A 20,409-nucleotide genomic window follows, 5' to 3' on the forward strand; every position below is an offset into this window, starting at 1 on the left:
TAACTAAGTCATATGTTCTAAGTCAGCAATTGCAGAAAATCATCTTCTGCCATAGGTTTCGCATACAAATATCCCTGCGCATACATACAGCCTATGCTTTGCAGGAATTCAGCCTGTTCTTCCCGTTCTACGCCTTCACATATTATGTCCATATTGAGATCATTTGCGAGTTCCACCACCTTTTGAATTACCTTCTGATACCTCCCGCTCTTATCTTCACCGCTTAAAAAGTCCTTGTCTATTTTCAATGTATCGATGGAAATTTCCTTAAGCATATTCAACGAGGAATAGCCTGCACCAAAATCATCTACAGATAAATAATACCCATTTGCTTTCAGTTTATCCACCATTTCACTTATATCCTTCATGTGTGCAAAAATGGATTCCGTCAGCTCCAGCTCAATAAGCTCCCTGGGAATGCCATATTTATCCCGCAGTTCATTCAGTCGCTCAATATAATTCTTCTGTGCAAAATGAAGCCTGGACTGGTTGATCGATATGCGGACAGTCTTTTCTCCCCGTTCCAGACGCCCCTGCAGCATCTTGTACACCTGCTCCATAACATAGAAATCCAGTTCCACGATAAAGCCGTTCTTCTCAAAAATAGGGATGAATTCGGCCGGACTCATAAATCCGTAGTCCTTATTCTGCCATCTGACGAGCGCCTCTGCACCAACAATTTCATTATCCGCCATACAGTACTTCGGCTGATAATATACCTGAAATTCTCCCAGTGCAAGTGCGCCTCCCATACAGTCCTCTATAGTCTTTTCCCGAAGAAGCTGCTGCTCCATCTCCTCGTTGAAATAGCAAAGATGTGCATTCCCCCGTTTCGCCGCCTTCCTCGCCATCTCCGCATGATCGATGAGAGTCTTGACCAAAGTACTTCTCGTACACTGCGCTATGGTGACACCAAAATTATAGTTGATCGTAATCTCGTTTCTTCCCATCCCGCCTTCTTCGAATACTAATATTCCAATTTCCTGCTTGATCGCATTCATCCATTCGGAAATCTTCCCTTCTCTGTCGGCAACTCCAAAAATAAGAAAATTATCTACCTTACTTCTGGCAATGATTCCCTCCTCGCCGTACAGCTCGTTCAATCTTCTGCCCACATAGCTTATGGTATAATCTCCGATACCCCTTCCGTATGTCTCATTGATTGTCGCAAAATGGCTGATATCCATGGAAATGATAAAAACCTCTTTTCCTCTGTGTTCAAGCCAGCGTTTTTCTATCGTATCCTCAAAGGAATAAATATTGCCAAGCCCGGTAAGCTTATCCCGGTAAGCCAGCTCATAAATATGCTTGTTGTATCTTCTCTTCACCATAATGAAATAGAGCAGGATGAACACCAGCATGCCGAACGCCACGCATAGAATCACGATGGACTGCACCGGATTAGCGTAAATATAACTAAGCAGGGATACCTGCTCACTCTCCTGCGTGTGTTTTTCTGTTATCTGCATGATTTCATTAGAATCCAGATTAGAAATCGCTTTATTAAAAATCGAGCACAGAAGTTTATTATCCTCCGCCACTGCTATTGATAGACCGTGATCCGCATCGTAGAGAATGTAAGTTTTTAATTTCAGGTTCTTGTTATCCTTGAGCAATATCTTAGCCGTATATTGATTGACAAAAGTAACGTCCGCGTCTCCCCTTCGTACTGCATTGACGCACTCTGTCTCCGTATCGTAATAAGCTATGTTATCCTTTGAGTAATACTCGGATATATATGCGGTATTAAAGAAAAAATTCTCGCATGTAGCTACCTTCATTTCTCGTTTCGGCATTTCCTTGCTCTTACGGCGTACCTCAATGTACTGCTCCTCCATATACGGAGCTGTTAATATCACTTCGTTCTTCTCTCCCCATCCATAATTGGTGTAGAAATCGCCGACAAGGTCCACCTCTCCCTTATTCAGCAGTTCCAGACTCTCCTTGTATGACTTCGTCTCCACGTACTCCACTTCCATCCCGACTTCCCTTCCGAGAGCCTTGATGCTGTCGATAGTGATTCCCGTATACTTGCTGCCGTCATAATAACACATAGCCTTTGAATCCGGTGAGGCCGCCATCCTAACCGTCTTATGTTCATCCACATAAGCCTTTTCCTCACGGGTCAGAGCAACCTTACCCGCAACGTTCTCCTCGAAATATTTATCGTACAGTTCCTTCTCGAAATAGGGGTCAGCCAGCATGATTTCTTCCATCGCATAGTCGAACTGAGCCATAATGCTCTTATTTCCCCTTTGCGTGATCACATAAAACGGTGCGGCGTTGAAGGTGGCTATGATCTTCTCATTATCCAGCCTGCGATGATTGCCCGCCGCAATTGCATCGATGGTCTTCGTACTGAGTGCTTCCTGAAGCTCCTTCTCCGTATTGAAAAGCTGAAGCGACATGGATATGTCATACTCTTTAAAAAGCTGTCTCACTTCTTCCGCTAAACCGCTGCCCCTCACAGCGCCTATTTTCATTCCGTCAAAATTTGCAAAATCATTGTAATAGTAAAAACCAGTTGCGCCGGAGCGAATCGTCAGCACAGAGGAGGTCATTCCCATGGGATACTTGGAAAATTCAAAACGCTGCCTATCCTCCGGTGAGTCTTTCGCATAGGTTACGATGTCCAGCTCTCCGTTATCCAGCATCTCCAAGCATTCTGCCCACGAAGTTTCTACGAATTCATATTTCCATCCGGTATACTTCGCAATTTCCTGCAGATAGTCATAGCCGAAGCCCCAATGGCTCCCCCCCTCGGTGGATTCCTGATAACCCGGCATAATAAAATACCCTACTCTTACCCTGTTTTCTTCGGCATGAAGCTGCACTGCCGGAAGCAAAAGCAGCAAAACTGCCGCTGCCACACCCAGCATGCCGAAAATATTTATCTTTCCGTTCCTTATATTCATTTAATCTTTCCTTCTGAAATCCACAATTATAGGGGAATTATACCATAAACCGAAAGATTAAGATACTGGCAGAACGCTGGAAAATAGTAAGGAAAAGCTGGCATCTTATAAAAAGGAGCGATTAAAAAACGCAGTAATCTCAGTATGGAAGCTGCGGGAATTCTACCTTGGGGAAAGTGACGGTGACCACGAAGAGATCCGCAATTGTCTCCACCTTGAAGGTTCCTCCACAGGCTTCGGTGAAGCTCTGGGCGATAGAGAGTCCGAGGCCGCTTCCTCCGTCGCTACGGCTCTTATCTCCCCGGATGAATCTCTCGGTAAAATCTATATCCGAAGAAAGTTCTTCCTTAGAAGTATTCTGAATACTGGCGGCAACGAGCTTGCCGTCCTCCATCAGGGTCACATATATCCGGGAACCTTCGAGGGAATATTTCAGCGCATTTAATATCAGGTTCTGGAATACGCGATATAAATGTTCACCGTCTGCACAGATCATTACCGCATTTTCTGGAATCTTGGTTTTCACGGTCACGTCTGCTTCTTCCATCTGCTCCTCCATATCCGCTAATGTCTGGCGCAGCAGCTTCCCAAGATCCAGATCCTCCATGTGTAAGGGGAGCTCTCCGGACGCCGCCTTGCTCACCTCGAATACGTCCTGTACCATGGCCTTTAACCGATGCGACTTGTTTTCCAATATAGAAATATATTCCCGCACGTGCTCCGGCAGATCGTCTTCCTGCTTTAACAGCTCCACATAGCTGATAATAGAAGTAAGAGGTGTCTTGATATCGTGGGATACATTGGCGATCAGCTCTATCTTCATGCGCTCGCTCTTTATATGCTCCGTCAGCGCTTTATTCATCCCTTCTTGTATCTCATTAAGCTTATTCATTGCCTCCGATAAACCGGAGCTTGCAGAAACTTCCGTAAACTCATCCAGCTTTCCTCCGTGAATGGCTTCGATTCGCTCCACCAGCGCTTCCATATCCATAGCCGCCTTTTTATTGCTTTTAAAATAAAGACACTGGCACACCCAGACAGCTATCATCAAAAGCAGCGTCATGACTCCAATAAATGCCGCTATCTCCTCTTCATAATTGCGGCTTCCCCAGATTGCCAGCATCAGCAGCAGTATAAGCTCTGCTCCCAGCTCTGCCAGAAATACCCACATATATTGTCTTATCAGTCTTTTTCCCAAGGGAAGTTTCAGCATGGAAGTTCGAAACAGCCTGCAAAGGGATGCTATGATGCTTTTTTTCCAAGGCTTCTCGTTGTGACGGATGTCATTAATAAAAAGCCATATGAGTCCAAGGCATAAAGATGAGAAGGCTGTCAGAAAGACTTTTATCCCTATATATTCCCCGCTCCAGAATCTGCCGGCTATATCCCAGTCCAGGTAGTACCACCATCTTTGATACACGAGCCCTGCCGCCACCAGCAGAACCCCGTACAGGATTGCAAGCAGGGGAAACAGCTTTATTTCGTACCAAAGCTTTCCCGTAGTTCTTGCGATTGCGGTATTCGCCTCCTTCCTGCTTTTGTTCAGGGCAAGGCTTGCTATAAGAAGAGTCATTGCCAGCAGAGAAGTATATATCCAACCCATATATGCACCTTTTTCTACCGACAAGTGCTGCTGGATGCTGTAAAAAGCATTACTGTAGTAGTACGTGCTGTTGCCGTCGCCGTCATAGGCTTTGGATACACTCACGTTAGGAACCTTTGCGGCAGCGATACATATCCTTACACCCTCCAATGCCTTATCCGCCGGAAAATTCACATAACCGGGAATACTCCAGCCATTACCCGTCCGATAATAGTTATCTCCGTAAATATCTACCGTTTGTCCGTCTTTTATCGCAGAGACCTTTTTTCCATCGAAGTAGAGAAGATAATTATAGCCGTCCGGCAAAACGAACCCTTCGCCATACATTCCCAGACTTTCTTCGTTTGTATACAGCACCTCACCATCTTTTTCTATGGTGTATAAAATATTTCTGTCATTCTTGATGCTCTCGTGATATTCCTGTGCATCCTTCTTATAATCCGTTACCTCTTCAGGCTCCGTAAACTCTGCCATGTCCGATGTGCCTTCGTATTCTGCCGTGTCCGACGCTGTTGCCATGCCTCCGCCTTCGAATGCCATTCCTTCCTCCGCCTGGGCTTCGATAGTCGTCTCCTGTGCATAACCGGTATCGTAGCTTTGGCTGATAGGACCGCCTATGGCCATAGATAAGAAGCTGTTCAGATAATCGGACATGTAATAACGGAATTCCTCCGTATTCTGATAATCTTCCCCCAGCGATTCTTTCGCTTGAATGAGAGAAGCAGGATTTCCCGCATACTTCACAACAAAACAAAAGAGGTTAAGAAACAGTAGCAACGTTCCCAGCATCCACGCAGTGAAGCTGATGATTATTTTACTTTTTTTCAATTTTGTATCCAATTCCCCACACCACCTTTAAGTATTCCGGCTCCTTCGGATTCAGTTCTATTTTCTCACGAATGCGCCTTATATGCACCATTACCGTATTCTCCGCCGCATAGGCTTCCTCGTTCCAGATACGGCGGTAGATTTCCTCCGCCGGAAAAACTCTTCCTATATTGCACATTAGCAGCTCCACGATTCTCGTCTCCGTAGCCGTGAGCTTCGCAGGCTCTTCGTCCACATAAAGGATGTGCTCCTCCTTATTGAACCGCAGTCTGCCATTCATTATGTTACTCGTGGAAATAAAAGCATTGATGTCACCAAGACTGGTATATCTGCGCAGGTGACTTTTCACTCTCGCCATCAGTTCCGCAGCATAATAGGGCTTGGTCACGTAATCGTCGGCTCCCATGGATAAGCCGAGCACCTTATCCGTATCCTCGCTTTTGGCACTGAGCACGATGATAGGAATATTCTTCTTTTCCCTGATTTTCATAACTGCGGACAAGCCATCCAGTTTGGGCATCATGACGTCAATGATAATTAGCTGTACCGATTTCTCCGCCACGATTTCAAGCGCTTCCATGCCGTCATATGCCTTCAGCACGTCATATCCTTCTTTTTCCAGCAGCAGGGCTATTGCCTTTACAATTTCTTTGTCGTCGTCCACCACGAGTACACATTCCATCATTCTATGACTCCTTATTCGTAATTTTCCAGATATAGAGAAACTTTGACCTTTTCCTAAGCCTGATTATATCATATCCTATATTTCTTACAGTTTTATTTACCTGTTTCTTAAAAAATTCTTAACGGTAAGATTATGAAAAGAGCCGGAAAATATTAATTTCCCAGCTCTTTAAAATTACTTTTCCCATTTAAAATTATTCCTGATGCAGCAGTTGCAATGTTTAAGTCATCAATGTTACAAACGTTTCTCTTACAGCGCATTCAGCTCATCCACTAAAGCCCTGACATCATCCATGGACATTCTGGTCTCTCCGCTTCCGAAACTTACGGCTCCCCGAAGAGGCATGTATTTCATCATGGCCTCCTGCATTTCGGCCGTAATAGCCTGAGCAGCGGCGCTATCGTCCTCATCCTTGTCGGCGGTCATTATAATATCCATTTTGCCGTCCATCGTCTCCATAACCAGCTCCTTCGCCTCAGGATTCTTGAAGATATCTTCCATAATGGAATCCGTGGTGTAAATTACCGGCAGCTTCACCGTAGACTCTACGTGAATTTCTTTTATTAGCACGATGTCTCTGGATGATTTTCCAATCATAATGTCGAATTCTCCCGTTTCCACATACCAGTCGTTAATCGCCGTATTGTAATATGCGAAAGAGCGCTTGGAAAGCTGAAAGCTCACCGTCTTCGTTTCTCCCGGCATCAAGGAAACCTTCGCGAAGTCCTTCAGTTCCTTCACCGGACGTATTACACTGCTTTCCTTATCGCTAATGTAAAGCTGAACGGCTTCTTTACCTGCAACCTTGCCCGTATTGGTTATGTCCACCGATACCGTCACCACATCCGTATCCTTAATGCTGTCCGAACTTACGCACAGATTGGAATAATCGAATACAGTATAGGAAAGTCCATGGCCAAAGGGGAAGAGCACTTCCATTTTCTTCTTATCATAATAACGATAGCCCACGAATATACCTTCCCTGTATTCTACCCGATCTCCCTCTCCGGGGAAGTTCAGATAGGAAGGATTATCCTCCAGCTTCAAGGGGAAGGTCTCCGGAAGCTTACCGCTGGGATTAACTTTACCAAAAAGAATGTCATACTGCGCGCCACCTACAGCCTGACCGCCAAGATACGCTTCTACTACACCCTTCACCTCATTTATCCAGGGCATCTCCACGGGCGAACCGTTGTGCAGGACTACAATTACATTCTTCTGTACCTGTGCCACCTTCCTAATCAATTCGTTCTGGCATTCCGGCATTCTCATATGCTCCCGGTCAAAGCCTTCCGATTCGAAGGAATCAGGAAGGCCGGCAAAGATAACCGCTGCTTCCGACTTCTTAGCAAGCTCCACTGCTTCCGCTAACAAGGCCTCATCCACCCTATCCTCTTCATCAATAAATCCCTGCGCATAAGAAATATTAGGATTTCCCGCCGCTATATCCAGCGCAGAGGTTATCTTATGACTGTTGATATGAGAGCTTCCCCCGCCCTGATAACGGGGCTGCTTCGCATACTTTCCGATAAATACCACCTTGTCGCTTTCCTTCAAGGGAAGAACGCCGTCATTTTTCAAAAGAACAATAGTCTCTTCCGCCACTCTGCGCGCCGCTTCGTGATCCTTATCTAAATCGTAGTCTGCCGTCTTATCTCTATTTTCCTCAAATCGGAATACGATATTCAGAATTCTCTCCACCGCCGTATCCAGCACACTTTCTTCCAAGCTGCCGTTCTTTACTGCTTCCTCGATAAGCTTATCGTTATGTCCGCCGGAGGAGGGCATCTCCAGATCCATTCCTGCTTTCAGGTTCGGCACCCTGTTATTTACCGCTCCCCAATCGCTCATCACATAACCGTCAAATCCCCATTCTCCACGTAGAATATCCGTCAGATACTTCTTGCTTTCCCCCACATATGTACCGTTTACTCTATTATAAGAGTTCATCACCGTCCAGGGTTTCTGTTCCCGCACCGCTCCTTCGAAAGCCGCCAGATAAATTTCCCTCATGGTGCGCTCATCCACCTCTACAGACGCCGACATTCTTCTGGTCTCCTGATTATTCGCAAGAAAATGCTTAATGCTCACGCCCACATTCTTACTTTGTACCCCTTTAATGAACGCCGCCGCAATCTGAGATGCCACTACCGGATCTTCCGAATAATATTCGAAGTTCCTGCCGCAAAGCGGGGAACGCTTAATATTTACAGCCGGCCCAAGCAACACACTCACGCCCTCTGCCTGGCACTCATTACCAAGCACTGCTCCCATTTCCGTCAAAAGTTCCCTGTTAAAAGAAGCTGCCGTACCGCACCCGGCCGGAAAACAAACGGCCTTAATACTCTCATTCACACCAAGATGATCCGCCTTATCGTCCTGCTTTCTGAGTCCGTGAGGTCCATCTGAAACCATAGACTGCAAAATCCCCAGTCTCTCAACCGCCTTAGTATGCCAAAAATCCGCCCCCGAACACATCGAAGCCTTTTCCTCCAAAGTCATCTGTGCCACCAAGTCCTTAATCTTTTCCGCCGTCATATAAATCTCCTTCCAATCTACATTTGTCCTTATTCATCTTTCCTTTTTGACTTTTCAATCGTAAAGTCCGCTGCATCCTTCTTCCCCTTCACGCTTACTTTCACTCTCTCAATTATAACCACATATCACAAGCCTTCCTACCCATATACTACCATACCCGTCATTTCCGCTCTATTTATTTTCATGACTTATTTATAGGTCGATATTGACTTTTATGTTATCTTGCTTCATTATTATATAAGGAACCCTTTTACACCCATTTTAAAATAAACATCCTTTCGTCAGGTCATACACTACCCCTAACGGATTTCACATGCTCTCTCACAGCCTCAACTAGAGCACAAAAAAACTGAAAGGCCCACATACATATGGAAAAATATATCCACGAAGAAATTAAAACCCGAGAAGACATCCAGGTCCGCTTTGATACCTACCGCGATTCGAACCACCTCATCACAAACCATTGGCATAACAGTATGGAAATCGTCTGCATCTGCGAAGGCTGCATGGATGTCACCATCAACAACTCCAAGCTCACCCTGAACGTAGGCGATTACGTCATCATCAATTCGGCCGACATACACTCCACCTATTGTCACGAGAATTGCCTCGTCATCCTGCTGCAGATACCATACCAATTTTTGAAAAAAAGTATTTCCAACTACGACAGCATCCGTTTTGAAGGTATTCCCAACTCTCCGGAGAAGAATGACCGCGTACGTGCTATTTTGATGGAGATGAAGGACATTAACGACGAAAAACCGGAAGGATATTCCCTCCGGTTTTCCAGTCTTTTATACGATTTTCTTTATTCTATCCTCTGCTGCTACAAGGTAGAAATTGACACCGCCGTGAAAATCAGGACGGACAAGAATCTGCGTCGTCTGGAGAATGTCATGGACTTCGTAAAGTCCAACTACGCATCTCCCATCACCCTGGACGAGGCCGCTGCTTCCGTCGCACTGAATCCTGAGTATTTCTGCCGCTTTTTTAAAAAATATATGGGACTCACCTTTCTCGAATATGTGAACAAGGTCCGCCTTGCGCACGTATATGAGGATTTGATGAATACCGATTTGACCATTACCGGTATCCTCGAACGCAACGGCTGTACCAACTACAAATTATTTATGAAAAATTTCAAATCTACCTACGGCTGTACGCCCATGCAAATGCGCCAGAACAAAAATTAACATTTGACGCATATTATTTTCCATATCGCACAGACTATAAAAAAGCAGCTAAAAATGTTTGCATTCACGAGAAAGGTATGGTTATTTTATGACAGATATGGATAAAATTACTCTCGGCGAAGCTCTCGCTATCAATACTCTGGATGATATACCCGAAGCGAAAAGCGACGCCAAGGAAATCGTAGGTCTCGTAAAGAGCAGCGGACGAGTGACCGGCTACCAGCTATCCGACGGCTCCACGGTTTCCAAGCAGGAGGGCGTGGACCTCGCCAAGGGCGGGGGAATCAAAGGCGTGGGCATCGCCCATAGGAAGGATACCGAATATTTGAAATCTCTGCCTGACGGGAAAGAAGGCAATAATTTGAACAACCTTCCTTCCATTTCAGGTTAAATATGAAAGCTTGCCGCACGGAATATTCATCGTGTGACAAGCCTTCTTTTTGGTCAAAATCAGGATGTCCGCATCGTATACTTTTTCCTGATCTATATATTTAACTTCTAATACTGCCTCTATTTAGCTTAAACTGGCTAATCAAATCCGTCATGACCAAAGCCTGGGCACTAAGCTCTTCACTTGCCGCCGCACTTTCTTCCGATACCGATGCATTCGTCTGAACAACACTGGAAATCCGGTCGATTCCCTTTGCGATTTTATCCGCTTCTTGAGCCTGTGCTCTGGATTCCTGCGCGATTTTATCTATCATCTCCAGAACGGTCTGGGCGTTCTTTGCTACCTCCTCGAAGGCCTCACTGGTCACTCCCGTGAGAACCTTTCCTTTTTCGATATGGGCCAAGGATTCCTCTATCAGTTCGGTAGTGTTCTTCGCTGCGTCTGCAGATTCCTGTGCCAGTTTCCTTATTTGATCAGCTACCACGGCAAAACCTTTTCCGGCTGCTCCTGCACGGGCGGATTCGATTGCCGCATTTAAGGCTAACAGATTCGTTTCGGAAGCTATCGCATCAATAGTGTCAATAATGTTCTTAATACCCTCCGATGCTGCAGCGATGTCGGTTATTGCCGCCACAAGCTGCCCCATCTGTCCCTTGCTGGTGCGGACAGTCTCTCCCGTCCTTGCGCCCCACTCGTCGGCGTTTTGGGTGTGCTCTGCGTTGTTGCTTATCTGTCCCGTAATATTGGAAATGACCTCGGACAATTCCTGCACGCTTCCTGCCTGATTAGTCGCTCCCTGCGCGATGTCCTGTGCTCCCGCGGACAGTTCCTGCGCACCTGCACTCACCTGCTCTATTGCCACGCTCATTTCATACAAAGTATCGTTCATTTTCTCCTGAAAGCTCTCGATGGAACGCTGAATATTTGCAAAATCACCGATAAATTCCACCGGGCATACGCAGGTGAAGTCGCCTGCCGAGAATTCCTTCATGCCAAAATCGATGGCATCAATGTATTTCTTAATTTCCTTTACTGCAAAATCCAAAGCTCTTCCAAGGCTTCCAATCTCGTTTTCCATATCCGTCTCGAAGCTCAAGCTGAGATTACCTTCCGCCAGCTTCTCACATTCCTGCTGCAAGTCAACAATCGGCTCGATGACCTTAGTCTTCACGTATCGATACGTTTTTATGATAAACCGCACCGTTAAGATGACTGCGAAGACAGCAGCCACAAAGATAACGCTGAACATTATGATGACCATTTTTCTCTGATTATCAATCTGCTCCTGTTTCTGGGCTATCGTGTCGTCCAAAAGGCTTACCAGGGAATGGATCTTTACTTCTACGCTATCCTTTAACAATGCTTCCGCCTGTGCCTTGTCCGTCTCGTTCACGCTGAGCACCTCTTCCGCAAGCTGATGAATTTCTCTATGCAAAGGTTCCGCCTGCTCATAGAATTCACTCATTTTGGGGTTGCCTTTTACATCCTCCCCATATAAATATATACCGAAATCACATTTCGTCTCATCCGTCTGTCCAGTGAATTCCGTATTGTAATAAACGGCAGAACTGAGGTTTATCCACCATTTATAATGGGCCATCTCATAGCTCAACAGATCGGATTTTTCTGCATTTATCTTTTCGCTCCTGCTAAAGACATAGTCGAAACTGAGGATACTAAATCCCATTAGCAGCACAAGAAGACCAGTCATAAATACAATTGCGGAAAACCTCGAATAAAATATCTTCTCTATTGATCCTTTTCTTTTGGTAACCTTTAACATAATTTTTACTTTTTCCTTTCTTAATTTATCTGAAAAAATCGCTATAAAGGTTGTACCTTTTTTCATCTTCTATTTTTTGGATTTTTATTTTCCTATTATTGTCATTTTTTGTTGTTTTTTACAAAAAAATGTAATACAATTAACGATATAATTGTTTGTATATACAAAGGAAACAAGTTGCTAAAAAGGTACACCTTTATAGCAACTTTTCTCTTTTTGTCCGTGCCTTTAAACATATGGATTAAGTTTAGCCTTTCTGGCATACTACGTATAATAGGAGGACTAAAAAATGAAAAATTTTTACGGGTATATGCGGGTATCTACCGTCGATCAAAATATCGATCGGCAAAAAATGGAATTGCTGAAATGGGGGATTATTGAACCGAACATTTATTGTGATAAATTATCGGGCAAAGATTTTAACAGACCGGAATATCTGAAGCTAAAGAAAAGGCTAAAAGAGGGTGACGTACTCGTCGTAAAAAGCATTGATCGTCTTGGAAGAAGTTATCGGGACATACAAGAGGAATGGCGTGTTATTGTTAAAGTAAAAAAAGCAGATATCGTCATCCTGGACATGCCCATTCTCGACACGCGCACTAACAAAGACTTAATCGGCACCTTAATTTCTGATATCGTCTTGCAGCTCTTATCCTATGTAGCACAGGCCGAAAGGGAGAATATCAAGCAGCGGCAGGCAGAAGGCATTGCCATCGCCAAGGCAAAGGGAAAACATCTGGGCCGTTTCCCTGCACCTGTTCCCGAAGAATTCTACCCGGTATACGAGAAGTGGAGAAATAAGGAATATACCCTTCAAACTGCCAGCAACGCACTTGGAGTCACTATCAGCCAGTTCCGTACAATGATCAAAAAGCATACAAAGAATAAAAATCAAAGCCACAAAAATCCTTAAGTACACCTTCTAACCTCGCCCTGTGGTGTCTGCCGGCTCTCGCCTTCTGCCGCCCACAAGTTCACTTACGAGAGTAGAACCTAATATCAGCACTGCACCTATCATCTGCTCTGTGCTCATATTTTCATGAAATAAAAGGGCGGAAAGCAGAATTGCTGTCACTGGGTCAATGTAGCTGAACAGAGCTGCCGTCTGCCCGCTCAAATCCTTTAAAGAAGAAAAATATAAAAGATAGGCGATTCCTGTATTTACAATACCCAGATACAGTAATAGAAATAGTGTACTAACGCCAAATGTTATCCCCGTCCCGTCTTCCGTATAAAGCACATACGCAAGCACCACCACGGACGCAACTCCCAGCTGAGATACCGTCATATCCACCGCTTCTATTTCTTTCAAAAACTTATTCATAATCACTACGGAAGCGTATAGCAGCGCTGCTGTCACACCGAATGCGATCCCTTTCCATCCGCCTGCCGCTCCCTGACCGCTTCCCAAGATATCTGCAACCAACGTCATGCCAAATAACGATACCGCAACGCATCCGGCCTTTACTGCCGTCAGCTTCTCCTTTAAGAAAAAGGGAGAGACCATAATGACGAATACCGGAGCCAGATAATAACACAGGGTAGCCACCGCTATCGTGGTGTACCGGTAGGCTTCGAAAAGACAGATCCAGTTCGCTCCAATCGCTGCTCCTGAAAAGACAAGAAATTTAAGATTCTTTCTTATGGCCGGAAGCGATAACTTCTTTCCCATCGCCAGCCCGGCAATCAGCAAAAATACCGTTCCTATGCTTCCTCTTACAACCGCCAGTATCCCAGAGGATAACCCAATTGTTCTTACAAAGATTCCTATACTTCCAAATATGAACATCGCGGCAATTAATTTCACTTTAGCTTTCATCGTTTCTTCTCATTTCGAAAGAATTTCTTTTGTCCTGCTGTTTACCGACGCTTATCGAAGCAGCTTCTTTTTCTTAAAATATATGAATTCGGCCAAAATAATGACAATACATAGGAGAATCACTGCCGGATATCCATATTTCCAACGAAACTCCGGCATGCCGGGAAAGTTCATCCCATACCATCCTACAAGGAGCGTCAAAGGAAGGAAAAATGCCGTGATAATCGTTAAAATACTCATTACTTTGTTCTGCCTTACGTCTATCTGGGATTGATACAATTCCCTTATCTGAATCAAATACTCCCTCAGCGCCTCCACATGGTTATGCAGTCTCTCCGTACGATTAGCGTAATTCTGCCACGCCGCGCACTCCTCCCTGCTAAGCTCCTGATTCACATTTGCCTGCATCTGGTCGCCGATGTTTGTAAGCTGTTCATAATAAGAGTGAAAAATTGTCAGCTTTTTGCGGTATTGTATAATCGTCTCATAAAAATGATCAGGAATCTTCAAAAGAAGCTCCTCCTCCATATCCGCCAGTTCTTCCTCCAGCCTCTGCAGATAAAGAACATCCTCTTCTATGAGAATTTCAAATAGAATCAAAAGGATTTGATTTAGCATACAGTTTCCTGGGATATTGGCGGATATCTTTTCCAGCATATCTTCCAGCAAGGACTCCTCCTCAATGAAAAAAAGCCGTTTCCCTTTTACATAAAAGCCAAATGTAAAGAGGGCTATTTTATCTATCTCTCCCTTAGGAACTTTCATCGTCCCCTGGATGCAATCCCTGAACGTTTCGATTTTGCAGTATTGAATCTGCTTAAGTCCCTGACTCAGGTTTTTCTTATGGGGATATTCTTCTTCAAGGGAATCAAACTCATTCGATTTCATCAGCCATATTTCGTAATATTTCTTCTCCGTCGTTTTCTCGCCGGCTTCACGAGATAAGCTGCCGGTCTCAATATCCACCAAATATTTCACCATATCTTTCATCTCCTTGTAAACGTTCGGATTTTTTCATCTGCGTTTCTATTATCTATTTGGGAATTATATCACATTACATAAAAACCATGTACTGTTTCTCATGAGTTTGAAAGCATTTTTGTAAATTGCAATTAAATTAATAAAATAAAATGCCCGAATAGTTTTCTAAGAGAATCCTATTTCAGGCACTTATTCTTGCTCCGTATTATTATACTTAATCCAACCTTCTCCCATAGTAATAATTACTGGGATTTTTTATATTATATATATCTTCTCCATATGGTATATTGAGAGTGTGTGAATCACTCAGTACATATTCTTTATCATTTATCGTGAAAACATCTCCCGGCGTATAGCTTGATAGCAAACCTCCGCTACATGTTAATGTGTTATACATTATATCATACCGCTCTTTTGAATTGATAACTCCGCTTGTCCCATTTGAATAAAATTGTGTCGCTTCTTTTTCACCCATTTTCACAGTAACAAATCCTGGTTTTACACCCGCTTCTTTTAGATATGTCTTTATCTGTTCATCCGTAAAGCTCAATCCAATGTATACCGGATCCTCACTTATCATATATTTCCAAAATTCAGCATAACGGTTCAAAGTTTCGTCGTAAGGTTCCCCCCTCAAGTCTTCCGTATTAATAGAAGAGACTCCTCCTAATTGTGAAGTATATAACAGATGCTCCTTGCCATCTGACGAAATATATTTGAAATAATTATTTAAACCAAAATTCATAACATTACCTTCTGCTTTTACTTCTTTCAGATTCGTTCCGTCAATTTTAGGAATTTGTGATGCCGTGAATTTTATCCCGTCACACTCAAAAATTTCTCCGTACTTTCTTAAACCTCCTATATCCGCATTAATTCTCGCAAATAATTCTTTCGAAATATACTTATTTTTTGAAATAGATGTATATGTTCCTGCAGATATTGTACTACTCCTAACAAATAAATCCTTCCTTTTTCCAGTCGTTCTGCTTTTACTTTCCAGCAGCATTTCCGCCAATGTTTTATCGTTCTTGTTCTCGTATAGTAACTGAAGAATCTTAAAGGCCGAACCATTAATATTCATATTTTTACCTCGCAATGTTTTATATAATATTTGTTTAACTTTATTATTTTGAAGGTGCATGTCCAACTCTAAGCTTTGAACACACACCTCCAATTAAATTAAAGAATACTACAAATCAACTTACATTCTGAATTATTAAGATTAACGTGACACTGTTATATCATCTGCATATACCGATGTCATGGGATAAGCATAATAAATATTAAATTTAGGTGTAAACGTCGCATTTTTATAATATTTAAAAGTAATATCCCATCTGCTCTTGACAGGCAAGTTGAGGGAAGCTAATCCATCCTTTTGCCATGAATATTTTGTTAAATTAATTGTGCTATTTTGGTTCTTTACTGAGATATCGCTTACACTATTGGTCCCCACACTGCTTAATGAAACAAGATATGCAACTGCTCCATCCGGAATGCCCGATACCGTATTTAAATCAATCGGATATACAGTATCTGTCCTATCCATGGTTATACTGCTCATATTTACTTTACAACTTGCAACTGTGTAAGTAGGCCCCCCTACTAATAAAGTATAAGAACTGGTTGTTGTAGATGAATTGGCATTAACTTTCACATAATAATATCCTGCTGTTGTGACCGTAAAGGGATAGGCCGTCGAACCAAATGAACTTCCATACGAATATTCTTGGCGTTTAATAAGAACATTGCTCGAATTGTATACTTCGAAATCAAATCCTTTCCCATTGCAAGTAACATATTGCGTTCCGGAAGTCAAGTAAACTTTATACCAATCTATGTCCGTTTTAAGTAAATTGCCATTCACTATATATTGATTCGGTCTGTTTCCCGTCACCGCTTGTGCTGCAGTCTCCGAATTGGCTAGAATTAATTGTGCTGTTTCCATTGTATCATTTGGTTCTATCTCATTTACGGATTGCGCGTGGGCTGTCATTCCTGATAACAATATTACACAGCAAAATACAAATCCCAGCATTAATATTTTTAAAGTTCTTCTTTCTTCTACTACCATGTAAATTCCTCCTTAAGTAAATTTAATTATTTTTATGTGGTCTTTGGGGCTGGTGTAAAAACCCCATACAAACTGGCGGTTTTTGTTTTGACTCTTTTTCCATCTCAGTTCTAGCCGCTTTTTCCAGAACTTTTAATAAGAACTCTTTCTTACTATTACTTTTCACTCTCTCACCTCCTGTTTACATATTTTTGCAGCTATTAATAAAATTGCACATAGCATTACTCCTAATGTGGCAAATATTATGCAATCTTTATGAACACCCAAAACGGTAAAAGAAATAATAGATATACACTGTAAAAAGATCATTGCCCTTGATGCCTTTTTTGTTTCTTCCAGCTCTGTTTTTGACCAATTAATATTTGGATGATTTACAGCTCCAATCGTAAAAATAAATACTAATGAAAAAAATAAAATGGGAAATATATAGTTTATATTTTTATTTAGCCATGGATATAACCACTTCGCAAACATTACATAAATACCAACCGTTCCTATAAAACATTTTAAGTATGTATTTAAGTGATAACCTCCCGTACGACTTCTTAATCCACAAAAAAATACTAAAAATATCAAAGTAGGTATTAGTAAATCGAGATATACTGATATTATTAAAATTGAAATATATATAATTAATTTTTCAAAAAACACTTCTAGAGCATAAAAATATTCTTGTTTCATTTTTCTTTCTATAATATTATTATTTATCAATTGTTCAACCAAAGTATTTATTATAAATTTCATTCTCACTTATTCCTCTTTATTGACATTATATTACTCCCCCATCTTACTTCCAATACATATTGCAGTTTTGGACTTTTTGCGACATTTTTAGCTTTCATTTGGCTTTTTATTCGGAATTATAATCGTGAAATTAAAATAGTTTTCAAATTGCTTTATGATATATGAGCCATTATATTTTTCTATTGTATCCGCTATATTTTCTATACCTACCCCGTGCTCTATAGCATTATCTTTGCTTGTCTGATATTTACCATTTATAAATTCAACCTCTTTATGCATCGTATTCTTTACAGCAATTATAGTATAATCTCCTTCATCTACAAATTTTAACTTTATTATTTTTTCGTTTTTGATCTCTTCATTCGCTTCTATGGCATTGTTTAATAAATTAGATAAAATTGTCACTATATCTTCACTTTCTATAACGATGTGCGACAAATCATTTACCTTTAAGACAAATATAATTCCTTTTTCAACTGCCTCCTGATATTTAGAATTTAAAATAGCATTAACAATCGTATTATTGGTATCTATTGCATCCAATTCCTTTTTCAGCCCGCCTGTAATATTTGAAACATATTCCAGCACTTCTTTTATTTTATTGTCTATCAATAAACCTTCAATACATCCTATCTGATTTTTATATTCATGGGTTCTCTTTCTTTGCTTATCAAAATTATCACATACAAGTTTATACATATCTAATTGATTTCTATTTCTCTCTTCAATGATGTATTTTTCTTGTAATCTCACTTCTCTCTCCACGATATCTCTAATCAAGTAAAGAACCAATATATTCATTCCCACAAGACCGAATCCAATAATCAGCATGGTATTTATGACTTCAGGGCTCCTTACATGCTCTAAATTAAAAGCAATGGATATTAGGGCAATTAACGTTATAACAGGAAAATAAAGAAACCTAAGCCATTCACTATCGGATAACAAATTTAACGAGTCCTTCTTATTCCACAGCTTTCTTACTATTAAGACAAAGCCAAATAATAACATCTTGCAGATAAGCGCTACTATCATACTGCCTGCCACTCCAAACAGAACGTTTTTCGTTTGTTCCCCCCATAAGTATTTCAAAGCTATCAACCCCACACAGTCTATTCCTAATAATAAACCTTGAAATATCGCCGTTATTATAACTCCCCGCAGAAAATCTGACTTAAAATAAACAAGCATAATAAATGCCATTGAAAAAAATACAAAAATTTGTTTTAGAAGAATATTACTCGCTAATAACGCTGTCCCAAGATAAATAATTAAAACTAAGATTGGTATCAAGATCCATCCATACCATTTGTCTTGAAATTTTCTTTTATCAAAAAAAGATTCAAAAAATATTTTGCAACAAATAACTTCAATTAATATGAGAATGAGTCCTTGAAATATGTTCATAATTATCGGCATGGTCATATATCCCCTTTGTACTCAATAAAGGTTTCTTTTATCAGCTTATATTTAGCTTTTGATATTGGTAGATTGAGACCATTACTAAGAAAAACTTTATGATTGTTTACTTCACAAATTTGCTTAATATTAACAAGGAAACTTTTATGTATTCTTATAAATCCATACTGTTTTAATATTTCTTCTACTGTATCCAATTTATTATATAGACTATAAGTCACCAATTCATTATCCATTACGCAAAACTCTAGTTTGTGTAATTTACTTTCTACATACAAAATCATGCTAACATCCAAATATCTCTCGCCTTCAAGAAATGAAAATCGTTCTTTAACAACTTTATAATCCATTTTTACTAATATTGTGTTTATACATTCTTCCAAAGATTTCTCAAAATTATCTTTTTCCTTTAGTAGATACCTTACTGCATCTACCTTATAACCTTCTATCGCATAAGAAATAAATGCTGTAATAAATACGATAAAAGCGTTGTTTGAGTACAACCTAATCTGCTGCGCCGTTTCTATTCCATCCATATCATTCATGTTTATATCCAAAAATATTATGTGGTATTTAGACATTTCAATTCCTAACTTTATTAATTCCTGACCAGTACGGTATAAGTCTATTTCGTATTCCAATTCTTTACTGTGCAGATAGCGTCCTACTTTTCTCTCTATGTATTCACGATAATATTTTTCATCATCACAAATTGCTATTTTAATCATAAAATTTCACTCCCCTTTTTCATTACTCTTCACAATATATATATTTGTTATTTCGGCATAAAGGCACTATATCTTAACTGTATAAGCCTCTCTGCCCCGTTCGTTTCATTCCACTGAAATATTTGTCATAATATCAACGTTTAAACAAATATTGTTTACCAATCCACTTCTCCTGCATAACCTAATAATAAAAAAGGTGTTTTTATGTATCAATTTACTCCTCGTCTAACATTCGTAAACATATTAGAAAAAAATAAACCCCGCGCTATGGCATGGGTTACGGGAAACAGCTCCAACCCGCAGCTCAGCGGGTTGGTTAAATTTTATGATACTCCTTATGGGGGCGTTCTCATAGAAGCGGAGATTTTCGGCCTTCCTAATATATCCACACAGGATTCCTCGGATTTCTATGCGATGCACATCCATGAATTCGGCGACTGCTCCAACTCCTTCGCCAATACCGGAGGACATTATAATCCGGCGAACCTGCCTCATCCCCAGCACGCAGGAGACCTTCTCCCTCTTCTGGGCAATCAGGGTTACGCCTGGGTTTCCTTCTATGACAAACGCTTTACTGTAGATAACATCATCGGCAAATCCGTAGTCATCCATGCAAATCGCGATGATTTTACCACTCAGCCCGCCGGAGATTCCGGAGAGAAGATAGGCTGCGGTGTTATCCGCATAGAGAGCGGGAGGTAGCTA

Annotated in this window: 17 protein-coding genes; 4 read left to right on the forward strand and 13 right to left on the reverse strand. The window is 41.4% G+C overall.

From position 1 onward, the window contains the following. Nucleotides 1–17: 17 nt before the first annotated feature. The 4 genes from V6984_RS19610 to V6984_RS19625 all read right to left on the reverse strand — a co-directional run bounded on the left by V6984_RS19610 (nt 18) and on the right by V6984_RS19625 (nt 8,569). The gene (locus V6984_RS19610) at nt 18–2,915 is read right to left on the reverse strand and encodes an EAL domain-containing protein (RefSeq protein ID WP_342757284.1); all 2,898 of its coding nucleotides are present in this window, start codon (nt 2,913–2,915) and stop codon (nt 18–20) included. Nucleotides 2,916–3,054: 139 nt separating this feature from the next. Continuing rightward, nucleotides 3,055–5,358, reverse strand: a complete 2,304-nt coding sequence (locus V6984_RS19615) for a HAMP domain-containing sensor histidine kinase (RefSeq protein WP_342757285.1) — start codon at nt 5,356–5,358, stop codon at nt 3,055–3,057. Then, nucleotides 5,333–6,031 (reverse strand): response regulator transcription factor, encoded by a 699-nt coding sequence (locus V6984_RS19620; RefSeq protein WP_342757286.1) that lies wholly within the window; start codon nt 6,029–6,031, stop codon nt 5,333–5,335. The genes V6984_RS19615 and V6984_RS19620 overlap by 26 nt, the downstream gene beginning before the upstream one ends. Nucleotides 6,032–6,280: 249 nt before the next feature. Beyond that, complete coding sequence (locus V6984_RS19625) at nt 6,281–8,569, reverse strand: glycoside hydrolase family 3 C-terminal domain-containing protein (RefSeq protein ID WP_342757287.1); 2,289 nt, start codon at nt 8,567–8,569, stop codon at nt 6,281–6,283. Between the two features lie 368 nt (nt 8,570–8,937). Here V6984_RS19625 and V6984_RS19630 point away from each other — a divergent pair, with 368 nt between their 5' ends. Together V6984_RS19630 and V6984_RS19635 are read left to right on the forward strand one after the other, a co-directional pair. Then, nucleotides 8,938–9,762 (forward strand): AraC family transcriptional regulator, encoded by an 825-nt coding sequence (locus tag V6984_RS19630; RefSeq protein ID WP_342757288.1) that lies wholly within the window; start codon nt 8,938–8,940, stop codon nt 9,760–9,762. An 88-nt stretch (nt 9,763–9,850) separates the two neighbouring features. Beyond that, entirely contained in the window at nt 9,851–10,153 is a 303-nt protein-coding gene (locus tag V6984_RS19635) for a DUF3892 domain-containing protein (protein WP_342757289.1), read from the forward strand. A gap of 100 nt (nt 10,154–10,253) precedes the next feature. Here the strand turns inward: V6984_RS19635 and V6984_RS19640 are convergent, their stop codons facing one another. Continuing rightward, nucleotides 10,254–12,002: a methyl-accepting chemotaxis protein gene (locus tag V6984_RS19640; protein WP_342757290.1), complete on the reverse strand. Its 1,749-nt coding sequence runs from the start codon at nt 12,000–12,002 to the stop codon at nt 10,254–10,256. A gap of 223 nt (nt 12,003–12,225) precedes the next feature. On the opposite strand from V6984_RS19640, the gene V6984_RS19645 reads away from it, so the two are divergent. Beyond that, the gene (locus V6984_RS19645) at nt 12,226–12,849 is read left to right on the forward strand and encodes a recombinase family protein (protein ID WP_342757291.1); all 624 of its coding nucleotides are present in this window, start codon (nt 12,226–12,228) and stop codon (nt 12,847–12,849) included. A 9-nt stretch (nt 12,850–12,858) separates the two neighbouring features. On the opposite strand, the gene V6984_RS19650 is transcribed toward V6984_RS19645, so the two are convergent. The 8 genes from V6984_RS19650 to V6984_RS19685 all read right to left on the reverse strand — a co-directional run bounded on the left by V6984_RS19650 (nt 12,859) and on the right by V6984_RS19685 (nt 19,704). Beyond that, nucleotides 12,859–13,755, reverse strand: a complete 897-nt coding sequence (locus V6984_RS19650; RefSeq protein ID WP_342757292.1) for a DMT family transporter — start codon at nt 13,753–13,755, stop codon at nt 12,859–12,861. Between the two features lie 51 nt (nt 13,756–13,806). Beyond that, nucleotides 13,807–14,736 carry a CorA family divalent cation transporter gene (locus V6984_RS19655; RefSeq protein ID WP_342757293.1) on the reverse strand — a complete coding sequence of 310 codons (930 nt, stop codon included), beginning with the start codon at nt 14,734–14,736 and terminating at the stop codon, nt 13,807–13,809. A gap of 214 nt (nt 14,737–14,950) precedes the next feature. Further along, nucleotides 14,951–15,820, reverse strand: a complete 870-nt coding sequence (locus V6984_RS19660; protein ID WP_342757294.1) for a hypothetical protein — start codon at nt 15,818–15,820, stop codon at nt 14,951–14,953. 141 nt (nt 15,821–15,961) lie between these two features. Continuing rightward, nucleotides 15,962–16,813, reverse strand: a complete 852-nt coding sequence (locus V6984_RS19665; protein WP_342757295.1) for a hypothetical protein — start codon at nt 16,811–16,813, stop codon at nt 15,962–15,964. A 22-nt stretch (nt 16,814–16,835) separates the two neighbouring features. Further along, nucleotides 16,836–16,979: a cyclic lactone autoinducer peptide gene (locus V6984_RS19670; protein ID WP_342757296.1), complete on the reverse strand. Its 144-nt coding sequence runs from the start codon at nt 16,977–16,979 to the stop codon at nt 16,836–16,838. After that, entirely contained in the window at nt 16,976–17,557 is a 582-nt protein-coding gene (locus tag V6984_RS19675; protein ID WP_342757297.1) for an accessory gene regulator B family protein, read from the reverse strand. Before V6984_RS19675 ends, V6984_RS19670 begins: the two co-directional genes overlap by 4 nt. An 87-nt stretch (nt 17,558–17,644) precedes the next feature. Further along, complete coding sequence (locus V6984_RS19680; protein WP_342757298.1) at nt 17,645–18,976, reverse strand: sensor histidine kinase; 1,332 nt, start codon at nt 18,974–18,976, stop codon at nt 17,645–17,647. A 2-nt stretch (nt 18,977–18,978) separates the two neighbouring features. Beyond that, nucleotides 18,979–19,704: a LytTR family DNA-binding domain-containing protein gene (locus tag V6984_RS19685; protein WP_342757299.1), complete on the reverse strand. Its 726-nt coding sequence runs from the start codon at nt 19,702–19,704 to the stop codon at nt 18,979–18,981. 204 nt (nt 19,705–19,908) lie between these two features. On the opposite strand from V6984_RS19685, the gene V6984_RS19690 reads away from it, so the two are divergent. Then, on the forward strand, nt 19,909–20,406 hold the full coding sequence (locus V6984_RS19690; RefSeq protein WP_342757300.1) for a superoxide dismutase family protein: 498 nt from the start codon (nt 19,909–19,911) through the stop codon (nt 20,404–20,406). Nucleotides 20,407–20,409 lie beyond the last annotated feature (3 nt).

The sequence above is a fragment of the Kineothrix sp. IPX-CK genome (assembly GCF_039134705.1).
Lineage (GTDB): Bacteria > Bacillota > Clostridia > Lachnospirales > Lachnospiraceae > Kineothrix > Kineothrix sedimenti.